We start from the raw sequence: 16,882 nt of genomic DNA on the forward strand, positions 1-16,882 counted from the left end.
CTCACCCCGGCGAAGGTGATGCGGTGGGCGCGGGCGGCGGGCATGACGGGTGGTCCTTCTGTCTCTGCGGCGTCAGTCCTGATTCCGGGCGTCCAGCGCGAGGTTCAGCTCCAGGACGTTGACGCGCGGTTCCCCGAGAATCCCGAGGTCCCTGGACTGGATCATAGACTCCACCAGATCGCGGACGTCCTCCTCGGGCAGCCCGCGGGCCTCGGCCACGCGCGGCACCTGGAGGAGTGCGTAGGCGGGACTGATGTGCGGGTCGAGCCCCGAGGCCGACGCGGTGACCGCGTCGGCGGGGATCTGTTCGGGCGAGACGCCCTCGAGCTCGGCGATCGCGGCCTTGCGCTCCTCGATCGCGGCGATGAGGTCGGCGTTCTCGGGCCCCTGGTTCGACCCGCTCGAGGCGCCGCCGTCGTAGCCGTCGCCGGCGGCCGAGGGGCGGGACTGGAAGTACTCCGGAAGCGCCTCGCCGTCGGCATCCGTCCAGGACTGCCCGATGAGGGCCGAGCCCACGACGGCGCTCGATGCGTCGCGCTGCAGGGATCCGTTCGCCTGCCAGGGGAGCGCCAGCTGGCCGATGCCGGTGATGAGGAGGGTGTAGCCGAGACCGAGGATGACGGTGAAGGCGACCATCGCGCGGACGGCGACGCCGACGCTGCGAAGGGTGGTGCGGGTGGCGGACATGGGTCGACTCCTTGGACGGGTCTGTGGGGGCGGTTCGTGGGCGACGGGTCAGAAACCCGGGATGAGGCCGACCACGAGGTCGATGAGCTTGATGCCGATGAACGGGGCGATGACGCCGCCGAATCCGTAGATCAGCAGGTTGCGCGTCAGCAGCTGCGAGGCGCTGGCGGGACGGTAGGCGACGCCGCGGAGCGCGAGCGGGATCAAGAAGACGATCACGATCGCGTTGAAGATGATCGCGCTCGTCACCGCCGACGCGGGCGACGACAGGCCCATCACGTTCAGCGCGGCGAGCCCGGGGAAGACCCCCATGAACATGGCCGGGATGATCGCGAAGTACTTCGCGATGTCGTTGGCCAGCGAGAAGGTCGTCAGGGCACCGCGGGTGATGAGCAGCTGCTTGCCGATGCGCACGATGTCGATGAGCTTCGTCGGGTCGCTGTCGAGGTCGACCATGTTGCCGGCCTCCTTCGCCGCCGACGTCCCCGTGTTCATCGCCACTCCGACATCGGCCTGTGCGAGCGCCGGAGCGTCGTTGGTGCCGTCACCGGTCATCGCGACCAGGCGTCCGCCCTCCTGCTCGCGCTGGATCAGGGCGAGCTTGTCTTCCGGCGTCGCCTCGGCGAGGTAGTCGTCCACCCCGGCCTCGGCGGCGATCGCCTTGGCGGTGAGGGGGTTGTCGCCGGTGATCATCACGGTGCGGATCCCCATCGCGCGCAGTTCGTCGAACCGCTCGCGGAGGCCGTCCTTGACGATGTCCTTGAGGTGGATGACGCCGAGGATGCGCCCTCGCGGCTCGCCGGGCTGCGCGCGCTCGACCGGGGCGAGCGTCGCGACGACCAGCGGAGTGCCGCCGGACGACGCGATCACGTCGGTCTCGCTGACGACCTGGGCGCGCACCTGGGTCGACACCGCCGCGCCCTCCGCCTCGAGCCACGCCAGAACCGCCGACCCGGCTCCCTTGCGCACCTGGGTGCCGTCGGGCAGGTCGAGCCCGCTCATGCGGGTCTGCGCGGTGAAGGGCACGGCGACCGCTCCGGCGGGCATCCGGGCGCTGACGCCCTCGGCGGCGGCGAGCTCGACCACCGACGTCCCCTCGGGGGTGGGGTCTGCCAGCGACGACAGCGCCGCGGCCTCGGCCACCTGCCGGGCGTCGACCCCCGGCATCCGCACGAACGCGCTCGCACGACGATTGCCGTAGGTGATCGTGCCGGTCTTGTCCAGGAGCAGCGTGGTGACATCGCCCGCGGCCTCGACGGCGCGTCCCGACATGGCCAGGACGTTCCGCTGCACGAGCCGGTCCATCCCCGCGATGCCGATCGCCGACAGCAGCGCACCGATCGTGGTGGGGATGAGGCAGATGAGCAGGGCGATCAGCACCGGGATGCTCGCGGGGGCAGCGGCGTAGTCGGCGATGGGGTTCAGCGTCAGCACGACGATCACGAAGACGATCGACAGGCTCGCGAGGAGGATGTTCAGCGCGATCTCGTTCGGCGTCTTCTGCCGGCTCGCCCCTTCGACGAGGGCGATCATGCGGTCGACGAACGTCTCGCCGGGCTTGGAGGTGATGCGCACGACGATGCGGTCGGACAGCACCCGGGTCCCGCCGGTGACGGCGCTGCGGTCGCCGCCCGATTCGCGCACGACCGGGGCGGACTCGCCCGTGATCGCCGACTCGTCGACGGTGGCGATGCCGTGCACGATGTCGCCGTCGCCAGGGATCAGCTCCCCGGCCGAGACCACGACGACATCGCCGAGGGTCAGGTCGGCCGACGAGACCGGCGCGGTCGCCGCGCGCTCGGCGGCGGGGTCGCCGGCGGCGTCGTAGCCCGACACCCGGTTCGCCATCGTGGAGGTGCGGGTCTTCCGCAGGGTCGCCGCCTGCGCCTTGCCGCGCCCCTCGGCGACCGATTCGGCGAGATTGGCGAAGATGACCGTGAGCCAGAGCCACACCGCGATGCCCCAGGTGAATCCGGCGGGCACAGGGGTGCCGCCCGACTCGCCCGCGCCGCCGAGGAAGGGCTCGGCGATGGCGATCACGGTGGTGAGGGCGGCGCCGACCCACACGAGGAACATGACGGGGTTCCGCCACAGTGCGGCGGGGCTGAGCTTCTTCAGCGCGCCGGGAAGGGCCTGGGCGAGCTGGGCCGCGCCGAAGGCGCGCGGGGCGCGCGGCTCTTCGGTCGAGCGGGGGGACGGAGTCGAGACGTCAGGGGTGCCGGACGACGTGGTGAGTGTGGACATGTTCAGACGAGACCTTCCGCCAGGGGACCCAGCGTGAGAACGGGGAAATAGGTGAGCGCGGTGACGACCACCGCGAGGATCGCGAGAAGGCCGACGAACTGCGGCCGGTGCGTCGGCAGGGTGCCCACCGTCGTCGGGACGGGCTTCTGGGCCGCCAGCGATCCGGCGAGGGCCAGCACGAGCACCATCGGCACGAAGCGGCCGAGCAGCATCGCCACCCCCAGGGCGGTGTTCAGCCACGGGGTGTTGGCCGTCAGGCCGGCGAAGGCCGATCCGTTGTTGTTCGCCGCCGAGGTGAAGGCGTAGAGCACCTCGCTCAGTCCGTGGACGCCGGGGTTCCAGATCGAGGTCGACTCGACGTCTTCGCGGATGCCGGGGAGGGCGAAGCTCAGCGCCGTCCCGGCGAGCACGAGGGTCGGGGTCACGAGGATGTAGAGGCTCGCGAGCTTGATCTCGCGCGGCCCGATCTTCTTCCCCAGGTATTCGGGGGTACGGCCGATGAGCAGGCCGCCGACGAACACCGCGATGACGGCGAGCACCAGCATCCCGTACAGTCCCGAGCCCACGCCGCCGGGCGCGATCTCGCCGAGCATCATGTTGATCATCGGGATCATGCCGCCGAGGGCGGTGTACGAGTCGTGCATCGAGTTGACCGCGCCGGTGGAGGTCAGCGTGGTGGCGGCGGCGTAGAGCGTCGAGCCGAAGATGCCGTAGCGCACCTCCTTGCCCTCCATCGCACTGCCGGCCAGCTGCGGGGCGGTGCCGAGGGCGAGCGACTCCAGCCAGCTGACCGCGGCGATCGAGACGATCGCGATCGAGGCCATCACGGCGAGGATGGCGTAGCCCTGGCGGTTGTCGCCGACCATGCGGCCGAAGGCCCGGGGCAGCGCCACGGGGATCGCGAGGAGCAGGAGGATCTGCAGCACGCTCGTCCACGGGGCGGGGTTCTCGAACGGATGCGCCGAGTTGGCGTTGAAGAATCCGCCGCCGTTCGTGCCGAGCTCCTTGATGGCCTCCTGCGAGGCGACCGGACCGCCGGGGATCAGCTGGGTGCCGCCGGTGGCGGTGGTGATCTCGGTGAAGCCGGTGAAATTCTGCACGACGCCGGCGATGAGCAGGGCGATGGCCGCGAGGATCGACAGCGGCAGGAGCAGGCGCCCGACGCCGCGGACGAGATCGACCCAGAAGTTTCCGATCGTGGCGGCGCCTCGCCGGGCGAATCCCCGCACGAGGGCGACCGCGACGGCGATGCCGACGGCCGCGGAGACGAAGTTCTGCACGGCGAGCCCGGCGAACTGCACCGTGTAGCCGAGGGTCAGCTCGGGCGAGTACGACTGCCAGTTCGTGTTGGTGACGAACGAGACCGCGGTGTTGAACGCCAGCGCCTCGGGCACGGCGGGGAGACCCAGCGAGTAGGGCAGGAACTGCTGGAGCCGCTGGAGGGTGTAGACGAAGAGCACCCCGACGACCGAGAAGATCAGCACGCTCCGCGCGTAGACCTGCCAGCTCTGCTCGGAGCGCGAGTCGACGCCGATGAGGCGGTAGAGCCCCCGCTCCACGCGCAGGTCGCGGTCGGAGCTGAAGAGGTGGGCGATGTAGTCGCCGAGGGGACGGTAGATCAGCACGAGGAGGAGGACGACGGTGGCGACCTGCAGCACACCGGTCCAGACGGAGGAGGCGTCCATCAGAACTTCTCCGGCTTCACCAGGGCGACGACGAGGTAGACGACGGCCGCCACGGCGAGGGCGGCGGCGATGAGCGAGAGCGCGGTCACAGCCGCTCCACCCCCTTCACGGCGAGGCCGACGAGGGCGAACAGGGCGAGGGTCGCCAGCAGAAAGATGAGATCGAGCACGAGATGCGATGCAACACCCTTGGATGCGGGTGCTCCGGCATCCTCACGGAATCCCTACGGCCCCGCGGCTGCTCCTCACGGGTTGCTCACGCTCGCGTTGCGGGTCTCGCGCGCCTCGCTCTGCTCGCGCCTCTCCTTTCGCGCCTCTCCCCTTTCCCCTCTCCCGAGACGAGGACGATCGGCCCGGGCGCGTACGTTCTGCCGCGAAACGTCCGCGTCTCGGCCGATTGCCCTCGCGCCGCGCGGTCAGGTCACGGTCGCCACAGCCGACTGCGGCCGGCCATGACCCACGCGACGACCAGGAGCACGGCGAATGCCGCCGCGAGCCCTGCGACCCACCCCGTCCCCATTCCGATGACGACCGCACCGATGCCGGCGAGCAGCGTGGTGCCTGTCGCGGTGCCGACGTCCTCCCCGACCCCGAGGACCACTCCGCCGTGCGCGCGATTTGTGCCGTCGAGGCCCCGGAATCGTTCGAACGCCAGCGTCATCACCTTCGGATAGACCACACCCATCGCCATCCCGATCAGTGCCGAGACCAGGCCCAGCCCGATCGCCCCGATCGCCACGCTTTTCGTGAGGCCCACGGCGAACATCGCCACTCCGAGGGCTGCGAGGGGGAAGGCGACGGCGGCCAACAGGTACGAGCCTCTCGCTGACACGCGCGCCCCCAGGCCGCCAGCACTGAACAGCGCCCACGCGAGGGGACCGATCGACACGAGCACCGTCCCGATGACTCCGGAGGCGTCGAGATACGTCGCCGAAAGGAGCGGGACGAGCGCGTTGATGCCGAAATAGCTCCCACAGACGAGCGCCAGAATCCATCCGCCCGCCTGGGCCTGACGCTCGCCCGGGACGGTCAGCCGAAGGGCGCGACGGAAGGGCACGGCGAGAGTCAGGGCGAGGGCCGCCACAGCGATCGCGACGCCGAGCGGTGTCTCCGATGCGATTCCGAATTGGGCGACGAGCACGCCGGCGGCGATCGACAGGAACGCCCATGGTGCGCGAATCTTCGCCGGATCAGGGGGTCGTTGCCATCCGACGACCCGCAGGTATCGGGACATCAGGGCTCGCGCGATCACGATGAGCACGGCCGGCCAGGCCATCGATGCCCGCCAGCCGACGGTGACGAGGAGGACGCCGTTGACCGCAGGGCCGGCAAGGGCGGGTGCCACCCACATGAGCGCGTAGAGACCGAACGCGCGCTCGCGCTCCTTCGCGTCGGGAAAGACGTCGGAGAGCACACCCATCCCGAGCCCGCCCATGATGCCGGCCGCGACGCCTCGCACTGCGAGGCCCGCGATGAGTACCTCCATCGACGGGGCGCCGGCGGAGAGGGCCACGCCGACGATGAGCATGGCCGTGGAGATCCCCAGCTGTGCCTGCGCGCCGATACGGCCGTAGAGGTAGGCACCGAACGCCATGAACGCGATGCTGACCACACCGGTGATGGTGACGGCCGGTCCGTACAGCGCGAGTCCGTCCAATTCGGCCGCTGCTACGGGGAGGACGGCGGCGTAGCTCAGGCCGGTCACGCTCGCCGCGAACTCGGCCAGCAGAAGCGCGGCCAGCAGCCGACCCCGCGGCCCTCGGAACAGAAGGCGGAGTGCGGGGCGATCGGCGGCGGTCATCGCCGACAGCCTAGACAGTCCGGTCCGCTCAGGGTCCGGCCGCAACGATCATTGCGCTGAGACGAGGACGATCGGCCCGGGCGCGTACGTTCCGCCGCGGATCGTCCGCGGCTCGGCCGTTTGTACGCGCGCCGGCAGAGGGGGCCGAGGGGGAGAGGGATGCCGCAGGGTGGCGTCATGCCGCAGGGTGGCGTCATGCCGCGGGGCGGCGTCATGCCGCGGGGCGGCGGCATGCCGCGGGGCCGGCGTCACTCGTCGGGGCGGGCCTCCAGGCTCGAGCGCTCGGCGATCGGAGGCGCCTCGATGTCGGGCTCGAACGGCCGGCCCGCGCGGTCCTGACCGGGGAGCGGGCGCGAGCGGCGTCCGTAGATGAGCTCGGACGAGTCCAGCAGCCACGGCACGAGGGTGATGGTCACGCCGTGGATGAGCATGAGCTGCTGGGCGATGCGCCGCGCGCGGCGGTTGTGCAGCAGGGTCTCCCACCAGTGCCCCACGATGTACTGCGGCAGGTAGACCGTCACCACGGCCGAGCCGTGCTTCTCGCGGTACTGGCGGATGAACTCCGCGACGGGTCCGGCGTAGTAGCGGTAGGGCGACTCGAGGATGACGAGGGGCACCGGCATCCGCTGGTCCTGCCACTCCTGCTGAAGGGCCTCGCCGTCGTCGCCGGCGACCGAGACGTGCAGGGCGATCGTCTTGTCGTGCTTCGCCGCGAGGGCGTAGTCGACCGCCTTGGCGACGGGCTTCTGCAGGCGACTGACCAGGATGAGCGCGATGTCGCCCGACGAGCCGTACTGCACCGGCTCGTCGATGCGGATCTCGTGCTCGACGTCGCGGTAGTAGCGGTTCACCCCGATCATGAGGACGGCGAGGACCGGGATGGCGAGGAAGACCAGCCATGCCCCGTAGACGAACTTCGTCGCCGTGACGATGACGAGCACGGCGACGGTCATCGCCGCACCGGTGGAGTTGATCGCGAGCCCCGTCAGGGCCGAGCGGCGCTCGGCGGCGGCTCGCGTGTCGCGACGCGCCTCGACGCGACTGGTCTGCCGGAGCTCGCGCCGCCAGTGGCGCACCATGCCGATCTGGCCGAGCGAGAACGACACGAAGACGCCGATGATGTACAGCTGGATGAGGGTGGTGAGGTTCGCCTGGTAGACGACCAGCACCACGATGGCGGCAAGGCCCAGGATGATCATGCCGTTGGAGAAGACCAGCCGGTCGCCGCGGGTGTTCAGCGCCTTCGGCGCGTAGCCGTCGCGGGCGAGCACCGAACCGAGGAGCGGGAACCCGTTGAAGGCCGTGTTCGCGGCGAGGAGCAGCACGCAGGCGGTGGCGGCCTGGACGATGAAGAAGGGGATCGAGCCCATGCCGAAGGTGGCCGCGGCGATCTGCGCCATGAGGCTGGGCTGCGGATCGTTCACGCAGTCGAAGCCGACCAGGTTGCACGGGTCTTCGGCGTAGTGGATGCCCGAGATGAGCCCCACCGCGGTGAGGCCTGAGAAGAGCACGATGGCCACCCCACCCATGAGGACGAGCGTCCACTGCGCGTTCTTGACCTTCGGGCGGCGGAAGGCGGGCACGCCGTTCGAGACCGCTTCGACACCGGTGAGGGCGGAGCATCCACTCGAGAACGCCCGCAGGATGAGGAGGATCGTCGCGGCCTGCGTCAGTTCCTCGGCTTGGACGGCGTACTCGGCGCTCGAGGCGATCGGAGGGTCGCCGAGCGCGGTGCGGATGAGGGCGACGACCACCATCACGGCGACCGAGCCGATGAAGACGTAGGTCGGGATCGCGAAGGCGAACGAGGCCTCGCGGACGCCGCGGAGGTTGACGATCACGAGCAGGATGACGAAGCCGACCGCGAACTCGATGCGGAAGGGCGCGAGTTCGGGGATGGCCGAGATGATGTTGTCGACCCCCGAGGCGATCGACACGGCCACGGTGAGGACGTAGTCGACGAGGAGCGCCGAGGCGACGACGACGCCCGGCACCTCGCCGAGGTTCGTGCGCGCCACCTCGTAGTCGCCGCCGCCCGAGGGGTAGGCCTTGATGAGCTGGCGGTAGCTCAGGACCACCACGATGAGGAGCACCACGACGGCGACCGCGACCCCGGGGCTGAAGGCGAGGAACGCCGTGCCGCCGATGAGCAGGATCATCAGGAGTTCCTGCGGGGCGTAGGCGACCGAGCTCAGCGCGTCGGAGGCGAAGATCGGCAGCGCCCGACGCTTGGGCAGCAGCTGGTCGTCGAGTTTCTCGGAGGTGAGGGGGTCTCCCAGCAGGAGGCGTTTCGCGCGAGGGGACTCCTCCACCGGCTCGCGACCATCAGTCGTCACGGCGGATGACATTACGCCTGTCGGGGCTCCAGCGCACGCAGGAAGGGTGCCGCCACGCTGGGCGAGATCCGGCAGTCGAGCAGAACGAGCTCGTCGCGATGCGCCCGGAGGAAGGATGCCGCGATCCGCAGCGTCTCGCGGTCGTAGACCGCGAGGGTCCGCAGACCGAAGGCCCCGGCCACCAGCGCGAAGTCGCGGGCAGGGAAGCGCATCGGTGACTCCGCGAAGCCTTCGGAGCCGAACTGGTGCACCTCTGCCCCGTAGGCGGCGTCGTTGAAGACGACGATCGCGCCGCGGGGGACGAGCCGCGCCGCCGAGTCGAGATCGGCGAGGGACATCAGCAGCCCGCCGTCGCCGACCCCGAGCACCGGGTAGGCGTCGCGCCGCGCGGCGGCCGCTCCGACGAATGCTCCGAGGCCCAGACCGATCGACTGGAACGCCAGCCCAGCGGGCACGAACGACCGCGGCCGACGGGGCCGCCACGACGCCAGCGGCCAGGCCATGAAGTTGCCGCCGTCGACCACGAAGACGGCGTCTGACGGGACGGCGTCGGCGACCGCGTCGGCGACCGCGGCCGGGTGCAGACCGTCGGCGAGCATCGGCGCGGGCGTCTGCGAGCGGACGACCCCGACTCCCCGCCAGCGGTCCGCGCGTCGGGCGCCCGACGAACTCTGCAGCAGCAGCTCGACGAGGGCGTCCTCGGCGTCGGCGGTGACGAACTGGTCGACGCGCGTCGACGTCGGCTGGGGTGCGACATCGATCTGGGCGACGTGCGCCTCGGGGGCGAACACCGAGCCCCTTCTCGTGGTGTGGCGGTTCAGGCTCGCGCCGACCACCAGCACGACGTCGGCACGTCGTACGGCAGCCGCCTCGTCCTCGGTCGCGAAACCGCCGGCGATGCCGAGATGCGCGTCGCCCGAGCCGAACGCACCGAGTGCGAGCGTGGTCGTCGCCGTGCGCGCCCCATATGCGGCCGCGGTGCGTCGAACGGCCTCGGTGGCACCGAGTGCGCCCCGACCGGCGAGCAGGAGCGGGCGGCGCGCGGCGCGGAGCCGGTCGGCGAGGCGGGCCAGCTCGTCGCGGGTCGGCGCCGCGAGAACGGGGGACGGCCCTTCGGACGATTCAGCAGACCGTGCGCGCGCGCCGGGCCGCGTGACCGTGCGGCGGGAGACATCCGCGGGGACGCACAGCACGGCCGGCCTGCTCTCGGCCCGTGCGGTGCGGAACGCCGCCCGCACTGTTCCGACGGTGTCCTCCTCTTCGACGAGCCACGCTCGTGCGCCGGCCAGCGCCGCCGCCCGCCGGATGTCGATGTCTCCCGACCGCGCGCCGCCGAGAGGCGCAGAACCGGTCAGCAGCACGAGGGGCGATCTCGCCCGCGAGGCCTCGGTCAGGGCCGTGAGGGCGTTGGTGAACCCGGGCCCGGACGTCGTCGTGCACACGGCCGGACGATCCGACATCCGGGTGTAGGCATCGGCCGCGGTGATCGCTCCCGCTTCGTGCCGAAGCGGGGAGTACGACATCCCGAGCCGGATCATCCCGTCGATCATCACGGCATTGTCGGCGCCCATCACACCGAAGGCGTGCGCACTGAACTCCAGAGCGGATGCCGCGACGACCCGTCCGACCGCGTCGGCCGGCCGCGCGCCCGTCGAGCGCGCGCGCGGCCGGTGCGGCTGGACCGTCGTCATACGAGCGCCCCGGCGGCCTGGAGGAGTCGCAGGCGCGACGCATCGAGATCCCGGCGGAGGGACGCGAGGTCGTGACCGACGATCCGGCCGCCGCGCTTTCGGAACTCACCGGCGACCAGGACGTGCTCGACGGCGTGCGCGTCGGCGGCGACGATCTGCGATGCGAGGGTGTCGGCGCTCGGAGCGATCGTGGTGTCAGCGCGCAGAACGATGATGTCGGCCTGCTTGCCGGGCGTGAGCGAGCCCGTGACCTCGGCCAGGCCCAGGGCTCGGGCGCCGTCGATGGTCGCCATGCGCACCATGTCGTGGGCGGTCAGCCGAAGGGCGCCGGGCCACTCGTGGCGGCTGAGCGCCGCGGCGTTCTGTCGCGCACGTTCGGCCTCCATCGCCGCGCGCATCTCTCCGAAGAGGGTGCCGGGGATGCCGCTGACGATGTCGACGCTGAGGCTCGGCCGAAGGCCGGCATCCCGCATCCTGCCGGTGGCGGGGTAGCCGTGACCCATCTGCATCTCCACGCGCGGAGACACCGACACCGACCCGCCGGTCTGCGCGATCCGCGCGAGTTCCGCGTCGGTGGCGGTCGTGGCGTGGATGAACTCCAGGTCGTCGCCGAGGAGCCCCCGGGCGTCGAGCTCGGTGACCGCGCGCGCCGCGCCCATCATCCCGACCCCGATGTGCAGCGAGGTGCGCAGTCCCAGCTCGCGGGCGAGCTCGATGTCGCGCACCGTCGTCGGGACATCGGCGAACTCCGGGCCCCAGCTGGCGAGCGCCAGCGAGAGAAGCCCGTCGGGTCGGCGGAAGTGCTCGGAACCGGCCAGTCGCCGGAGGTCGGACTCGAACCAGTCGGCGGCCGGCAGCGCGGCCAGGCCGTACCCGTAGACGGCGCGGACGCCGGCCGCATGGAGGGCGTCGATCGCCGCCTCGGCGTGAGCGGGCGTGTGCACGATGTGCGACCAGTCCATCACCGTCGTGGTGCCGGCATCGAGCGCCTCGAGACTGCCGACGAGACCGGCGATGCGCACGTCCTCGGGCGTGAAGCCCGGACCGATGCCCTGGATCATCCCCGCGACGTAGTCCGACATTGTCCAGTCGGCGGCGACATGACGAAGGGCGGTCTGCCACATGTGGCGGTGGGTGTCGACGAGGCCCGGCAGGACGATGGCGCCCTCGAGGGGGAGGACCTCGGCGTCGGGAGCGATGATCTCGCGGCCGACCTCGCGGATGACGCCGTCGACGATGAGCACGTCGCCCGACGAGAGCTCGCCGAGGCTGTCGTCGCTGGTGAAGAGGGATGCGCCGCGGAGGAGCAGTCGGCGTTCGGACATGGGGTTCCTTTCGTGAAGGCGTCGATCGACGCGACTCATCACGTTAGGAATCAGCGGGTGCTCACCTCTTCGGGGATTGCACGGAGATGTCCACGGAAATGATCAGGACGGCTGCCTCATCAGCACCGCCAGTTCGCTGCGGGACCGGACCCCGAGCTTGCGGTACGCCGCCGACAGCTGCGACTCGACGGTGCGGACGCTGAGGTGGTACTCGTCGGCGATCTCGCGGTTCGTCGCGCCGCGGGCCACGGCGAGTGCGACGACCCGCTCGCGCTCGGTGAGCACGCCCGCCGGTGTGGAGGCCTCGATCTCGGCACGGAGCGGGGCGACCCGCGCCAGCACGTTCGCGTCGGCCGACGCGCGCGCGCTGATCTCCGCAGCGTCGAGCGCCGCGACCGCGTCGTGACGCGCCCGTCGCGCGTGATGGGCGCGGGCGAGCGCGAGCTGCGTGCGGGCACGTTCGACGGGCAGCTCGGCCTCGCGCAGCAGCGCGTCCGCCCGCGTGAGGGCCTCGACGGCAGCGGACGAGTCGTCCCGGGCCAGGGCGATCTCGCCGCGGATGCTCGCGGCGACACCGTCGAGCAGTGGTCTCCGGCCCACCGAGATCGCCTCGAGCCGGGCGGCGACCTCAGCAGCCGCGGTCAGGTCGCCAAGGGCGATCATGCTGCGGGCGAGATCGAAGTCGAGCCAGAGCCGGCGACCCGGCTCGATCATCCCCAGCGAATCGGCGAGCGATCGAGCGGCGGTCAAGGCGGTCAGGGCGGAAGCCCAGTTCTCGCTCCGCGCGGCGGACAGACCGAGAAGCGCCTGTCGCACGAGGCGCCCGACAGCCTCGCCGCCCGGTCCGTGCGGGAGGCGGACGATGCGCTGGATCTCGTCCGCGTCGGCCTCGCGGAGCGCTCGCAGGCCCATTGCGGCGATCGCGCTCGGCGGCGGGGTCTCGGGCCAGGGGGTCACGTCGTCCCACAGCCCCAGCCAGTGGTCGGCGCGCGCGAGGTCGCCGGCGTGGGCTTCGGTGGCGGCCAGGTGCAGCGCGAACACACCCGCCACGACCTCCTGGCCCTGCTCGACCGCGACGGCGTGCACCGCCTCGAGAGCCTGGCGCGACCGCTCCAGCTGTCCGACCTGGTGGGCGTAGAGCCCCGTCATCGCCCGCGCGCTGTCGTTGACGGCGAGAAGGTCGATCTGTCGCTCGAGATCGGCGCACTCGGCGAGGAGGGCGTCGTCCAGGCCACGACCCGCGTCGAGGTCGTCGAGGATGAGCGCGCCGAGTGCCCGGTGCCGAGACACCGGCGCCGCACCGGCCGCGCGCAGCAGCTCGGCCGCTCCCCGCGCGAGAGCCGGCCGGTCTCCGGCTTCGTGGCCTGCCTCGGCCCGGTACGTGTCGTACACCGCCTGCCTGACGGGGTCGTCTGTGGGCGAGATGACGGCGTCGAGCATCGCCCGCGCGGCCGCATCGCCGCGCTCGGCCGCCGCGGCGGTCACCAGAAGCGGCAGTGCGCGATCGAGGAGCGCGACGTCGAGACGGTCGAAGGCGACGTCGCCGAGCGCGTCGAGCACGCCGGCGAAGTCGCCGGCGCGGAGCGCCAGGTCCGCCCACGCGATGCGCCGCCGCGCGACGGCGGGGTCGCCCACGGGAGTGCGCCGCACGGCGCGTTCGGCGAGGTCGGTGGCTTCTCCGGCGGCTCCTCGCGATCGAGCGGCGATCGCTGCGCGGTCGAGCGCTGCGGCGAGCTTCGGCTCCGCTCCGGGCGGCGTGGCACGCTCGAGATGGTCCGTGCGGGCGACGGGGTCGACGACGACCGCAGAGATGCGGGCGTGGAGCGACCTGCGGTCGGGTTCCGCGAGGTCCTGAACGGCGGTGCCCGAGAGCAGGGGATGCCGCGCCATCACCCGTCCTCGATGCTCTTCGACCGCGCCGTCGTCGATCGCCGCGAGGATGTCGGCGGCCGACACCGAGGCCGCAGCCTGCACCTGTTCCCCCGACAGCGGACCGGCGGCGCCGAGCGCGGCGAGGATGCGCCGGGCGGCCGGGGTGGCACGGTCGAGGCGATGCCGCATCGCCTCCTCGAGAGAACCCGAGACCTCCGCGTCATCCACCGTGGCCAGTTCGAGGGCCCACAGCGGATTCCCTCCGCTGAGCGCGTGCGCCCGCGTCGCCGCCCCCAGAGGCAGGGCGCGACCGGTCGCATCCTCGGTGACGACCTGGACGTCGCGCGCGCTCAGCGGCGGGAGTGCGACGACGGGCTCGGTGAAGGCGTCGTCCGGGCGCGGTGTCGCGTAGGCGAGCAGGAGCGACGGAGCTCCTCCCGCCGGATATCGCCGCGACGTCAGATAGCGGACGACCTCTGCCGACTCCGCGTCCAGCGCATCCCAGTCGTCGACGACGACCGCGACCGGGGAGCGCTCCAGGAGGCGAAGGACGACGCTGTGGGTCGACATCATGACCCGCGCGGGCGTCAGCTCGCCCTCGATGGAGGACCGACCGAGTGCGGCGCACAGACCGGAGGCATGACCCGGGGGCAGGTCGAGGGATTTCGGATCCACTCCGGTGAACAGCTCGTGGAGGCCGACGTGGGGGGTCGGCACACTCGACCGCACACCGCGCGCGAACAGCACGCGGGTGCCCGGCGAGCGGGCCCCGACGAGATCGAGCACGCGGTCAACGACGGTCGTCTTGCCGAAACCCGCCTCCGCCGCGACGAGCGTCGTCGTGCCCGGGGTCGCGAGACGGCGGGCGAGGTCAGCCGCAAGCTCCTCCCGCCGCGGCGGCAACCGCGGGTCAGGGGGTGGAACGGCAGTGTCGGGAGAGATTCTCCGTGTCATCTTCCGTGTTTTCTCGGATGGCGCGTGGCCGGCGGATTTCTAGCGTGGAAGGCATGAACGACACGAAGACCCTCACCGTGGCATCGCCCGGCGAATCCCCCTACGCCGTTGCCATCGAAGCGTACAACCTCCTTCCCCAGCCGGCTCCCCGTCGGACGGTGATCGCTCGCTCGGTCGATGACGTGTGCGCCGCCGTCCGCTTCGCGCGCGACAACGACCTCACGGCGAGCGTGATCGCGACCGGGCACTCCGTCGCCACCTCGCAGCCTCTCGACGACGCGCTCCTCATCCGGACCGCGCTCGACGAGCCCGTTGTCATCGACCCCGAGGCGCAGACCGCCACCATTCCCGCCGGGACGCGCTGGGCCGCCGTGGTCGCCGCGGCGGCCGAGCACGGTCTGGCCGTCCTCCACGGTTCCAGCGGGACGGTCGGAGCCGTCGGCTACCTTCTGCGCGGCGGGATCAGCTTCTACGGGCGCACCCACGGCATCGCCGCGAACAGCATCGTGAGCATCCGCCTCGTCCTGGCCGACGGTCGGATCGTCACCGCGAGCCCCGCCGAAGAACCCGAGCTCTTCTGGGCGCTCCGGGGCGGAGGCGGCGGATTCGGCGTGGTGACCTCCGTCACGATCCGGCTGATGCCTATGTGGAAGGTCTACACCGGCATCGCCTTCTGGTCCGCCGAGCACGCCGAGGAGATCATCTCGGCCTGGCGGACGTGGACCGAGGATGCGCCGTGGACTCTGACGACGAGCATGCGCGTGCTGAACATCCCGCCTCTGCCCGGCATCCCCGAGGCGATCGCCGGTCGGACGGTGGTCGCCCTCGACGGCGCCGCCGGCATCCGCGACCCCTACCTGCTCACCGACATCAGCCACCAGGCGGCCGCGCTGCTGGATCCCCTGCGCGCGATCGCCGAGCCAATCATCGACACCTGGGACCTCCGCGACCCGATCGAGCTCCCCCTGACCCACATGGATCCCCCCGATCCGATCCCCTACGTCGGTGACCACCTGCTGCTGTCGGGCCTCGACCAGGGCGACGTGCGGATGCTGGTCGAGATGGTCGGCGCTGCGTCGGGCTCGACTCTGACCAGCGTCGAGCTGCGACACCTCGGCGGCGCCTTCGCCTACCCGCCCGAGAACGGCGGTGCCTTCGACCGCACCGACGCGGAGTTCGCCCTCCTCGTGGTCGGTGCCGTCGGCGGCCCGCTGACACCCGAGATGCAGGAGGATGCCGCTGCCCGTATCCGTCTCGCCTTCGCTCACCGCGACACCGGGCGCACCCTTCCCACCTTCGTCGAGTCGGCCGCCCAGCCGTCTCGGACCTTCGATGCGGCGACGTGGGAGGCGGTCCAGCGGGTACGTCGCTCGGTCGACCCGCGGGGTCTCTTCCTGCCGAACGTCGTTCCGTTCGTGGACGCCGGATGACCCGCGCGATGACGACCCATCCCGTCGCCGAGGGGGTGACGTTCGTCGAGGGTCCCGCCTCGAACTGGACCGTCCTCGTCGGCGACGGAGAGGTCGCCCTCATCGACACCGGCTACCCGAACGACTACGCGCTCGTCGAGGAGTCGATCGCGGCGGCCGGCGGCGCGGGGCTCCCCGTCACGACCGTCCTCATCACCCACGGGCACAGCGATCACATCGGCTGTGCGGGAGCCATGGCCCGGGTGCACGGTGCCCGCGTGTTCGCCCACGACGCCGAGATCCCCAACGTCCGAAGGGACATCGTCGAGCAGATCACGCTGCTCGACCTCCTGCCGTCGCTGTGGCGGCCGCGCGTCATCCGGTGGGCGATGCATGCGATCCGCTCGGGCGGCCTCGACAACGTCGGCGTCGAGGAGGTGCGACCGCTCGATGGTCCGCTCACGGTCGCCGGTCACCGCGTGGTGCCGATTCCGACATCGGGTCACACCCGCGGTCATACCGCCTTCCTGCTCCCGGACGCCGCGGCGCTCGCGACCGGGGACGCGCTGATCACCGCGCATCCCACCGTCCCGGACGCCGGTCCGCAGCTCCTCCCCGACATGTTCCACGCCGATCCGCACCGCGCGGTCGTCGCGCTCGGAGCCCTCGCGTCAGCGCAGGCATCCGTCCTTCTTCCTGGGCACGGCCCGCTGTTGCGGACCGATCCGTTCGATGCCGTCGACGCCGCGCGACTGTCACGGCTTCCCGACGTGCCGCGCCCGCCGATTCCCACGCAGCCCCTTGTGTGGTGGCGCGCCGGGTTGGGCTGAGCCGTCCCCGTGCACAGGGGGACGAGGTCCGGCCCGCCAGCAACGCGCT

At 71.5% G+C, this 16,882-nt stretch carries 11 protein-coding genes; 2 read left to right on the forward strand and 9 right to left on the reverse strand.

The annotated features are described in order from the left end of the window. Nucleotides 1-72: 72 nt before the first annotated feature. The 9 genes from kdpC to T9R20_RS00495 all read right to left on the reverse strand — a co-directional run bounded on the left by kdpC (nucleotide 73) and on the right by T9R20_RS00495 (nucleotide 14,594). On the reverse strand, nucleotides 73-687 hold the full coding sequence (kdpC, locus tag T9R20_RS00455) for a potassium-transporting ATPase subunit KdpC (RefSeq protein WP_322410607.1): 615 nt from the start codon (nucleotides 685-687) through the stop codon (nucleotides 73-75). Between the two features lie 48 nt (nucleotides 688-735). After that, nucleotides 736-2,931, reverse strand: coding sequence for a potassium-transporting ATPase subunit KdpB (kdpB, locus tag T9R20_RS00460; protein WP_322410608.1), 2,196 nt, complete (start codon nucleotides 2,929-2,931; stop codon nucleotides 736-738). A gap of 2 nt (nucleotides 2,932-2,933) precedes the next feature. Next, a complete protein-coding gene (kdpA, locus tag T9R20_RS00465; RefSeq protein ID WP_322410609.1) occupies nucleotides 2,934-4,616 on the reverse strand; it encodes a potassium-transporting ATPase subunit KdpA in 1,683 nt (560 codons plus the stop codon). Beyond that, nucleotides 4,616-4,705 carry a K(+)-transporting ATPase subunit F gene (kdpF, locus tag T9R20_RS00470; RefSeq protein WP_124292073.1) on the reverse strand — a complete coding sequence of 30 codons (90 nt, stop codon included), beginning with the start codon at nucleotides 4,703-4,705 and terminating at the stop codon, nucleotides 4,616-4,618. Before kdpF ends, kdpA begins: the two co-directional genes overlap by 1 nt. Nucleotides 4,706-5,036: 331 nt before the next feature. Continuing rightward, a complete protein-coding gene (locus T9R20_RS00475) occupies nucleotides 5,037-6,416 on the reverse strand; it encodes an MFS transporter (protein WP_322410610.1) in 1,380 nt (459 codons plus the stop codon). A gap of 248 nt (nucleotides 6,417-6,664) precedes the next feature. Then, nucleotides 6,665-8,764, reverse strand: a complete 2,100-nt coding sequence (locus tag T9R20_RS00480) for an APC family permease (protein ID WP_322410611.1) — start codon at nucleotides 8,762-8,764, stop codon at nucleotides 6,665-6,667. Continuing rightward, nucleotides 8,764-10,443: a thiamine pyrophosphate-binding protein gene (locus T9R20_RS00485; protein ID WP_322410612.1), complete on the reverse strand. Its 1,680-nt coding sequence runs from the start codon at nucleotides 10,441-10,443 to the stop codon at nucleotides 8,764-8,766. The genes T9R20_RS00480 and T9R20_RS00485 overlap by 1 nt, the downstream gene beginning before the upstream one ends. Next, nucleotides 10,440-11,768, reverse strand: a complete 1,329-nt coding sequence (locus tag T9R20_RS00490; protein ID WP_322410613.1) for an amidohydrolase family protein — start codon at nucleotides 11,766-11,768, stop codon at nucleotides 10,440-10,442. Before T9R20_RS00490 ends, T9R20_RS00485 begins: the two co-directional genes overlap by 4 nt. Nucleotides 11,769-11,870: 102 nt before the next feature. Beyond that, nucleotides 11,871-14,594 carry a helix-turn-helix transcriptional regulator gene (locus T9R20_RS00495; protein WP_322410614.1) on the reverse strand — a complete coding sequence of 908 codons (2,724 nt, stop codon included), beginning with the start codon at nucleotides 14,592-14,594 and terminating at the stop codon, nucleotides 11,871-11,873. Between the two features lie 53 nt (nucleotides 14,595-14,647). Here T9R20_RS00495 and T9R20_RS00500 point away from each other — a divergent pair, with 53 nt between their 5' ends. Then, the gene (locus T9R20_RS00500) at nucleotides 14,648-16,024 is read left to right on the forward strand and encodes an FAD-binding oxidoreductase (RefSeq protein WP_322410615.1); all 1,377 of its coding nucleotides are present in this window, start codon (nucleotides 14,648-14,650) and stop codon (nucleotides 16,022-16,024) included. Continuing rightward, entirely contained in the window at nucleotides 16,021-16,833 is an 813-nt protein-coding gene (locus tag T9R20_RS00505; RefSeq protein ID WP_322410616.1) for an MBL fold metallo-hydrolase, read from the forward strand. Before T9R20_RS00500 ends, T9R20_RS00505 begins: the two co-directional genes overlap by 4 nt. Nucleotides 16,834-16,882 lie beyond the last annotated feature (49 nt).

It is taken from the genome of Microbacterium invictum (genome assembly GCF_034421375.1).
Classification (GTDB): domain Bacteria; phylum Actinomycetota; class Actinomycetes; order Actinomycetales; family Microbacteriaceae; genus Microbacterium; species Microbacterium invictum_A.

Excerpts from the sequence above, each read along its gene's own strand:
- kdpC (WP_322410607.1), bottom strand. The coding sequence starts at position 687 with ATGTCCGCCACCCGCACCACCCTTCGCAGCGTCGGCGTCGCCGTCCGC.
- kdpB (WP_322410608.1), bottom strand. The coding sequence starts at position 2,931 with ATGTCCACACTCACCACGTCGTCCGGCACCCCTGACGTCTCGACTCCG.
- kdpA (WP_322410609.1), bottom strand. The coding sequence starts at position 4,616 with ATGGACGCCTCCTCCGTCTGGACCGGTGTGCTGCAGGTCGCCACCGTC.
- T9R20_RS00475 (WP_322410610.1), bottom strand. The coding sequence starts at position 6,416 with ATGACCGCCGCCGATCGCCCCGCACTCCGCCTTCTGTTCCGAGGGCCG.
- T9R20_RS00480 (WP_322410611.1), bottom strand. The coding sequence starts at position 8,764 with ATGTCATCCGCCGTGACGACTGATGGTCGCGAGCCGGTGGAGGAGTCC.
- T9R20_RS00485 (WP_322410612.1), bottom strand. The coding sequence starts at position 10,443 with ATGACGACGGTCCAGCCGCACCGGCCGCGCGCGCGCTCGACGGGCGCG.
- T9R20_RS00490 (WP_322410613.1), bottom strand. The coding sequence starts at position 11,768 with ATGTCCGAACGCCGACTGCTCCTCCGCGGCGCATCCCTCTTCACCAGC.
- T9R20_RS00495 (WP_322410614.1), bottom strand. The coding sequence starts at position 14,594 with ATGACACGGAGAATCTCTCCCGACACTGCCGTTCCACCCCCTGACCCG.
- T9R20_RS00500 (WP_322410615.1), top strand. The coding sequence starts at position 14,648 with ATGAACGACACGAAGACCCTCACCGTGGCATCGCCCGGCGAATCCCCC.
- T9R20_RS00505 (WP_322410616.1), top strand. The coding sequence starts at position 16,021 with ATGACCCGCGCGATGACGACCCATCCCGTCGCCGAGGGGGTGACGTTC.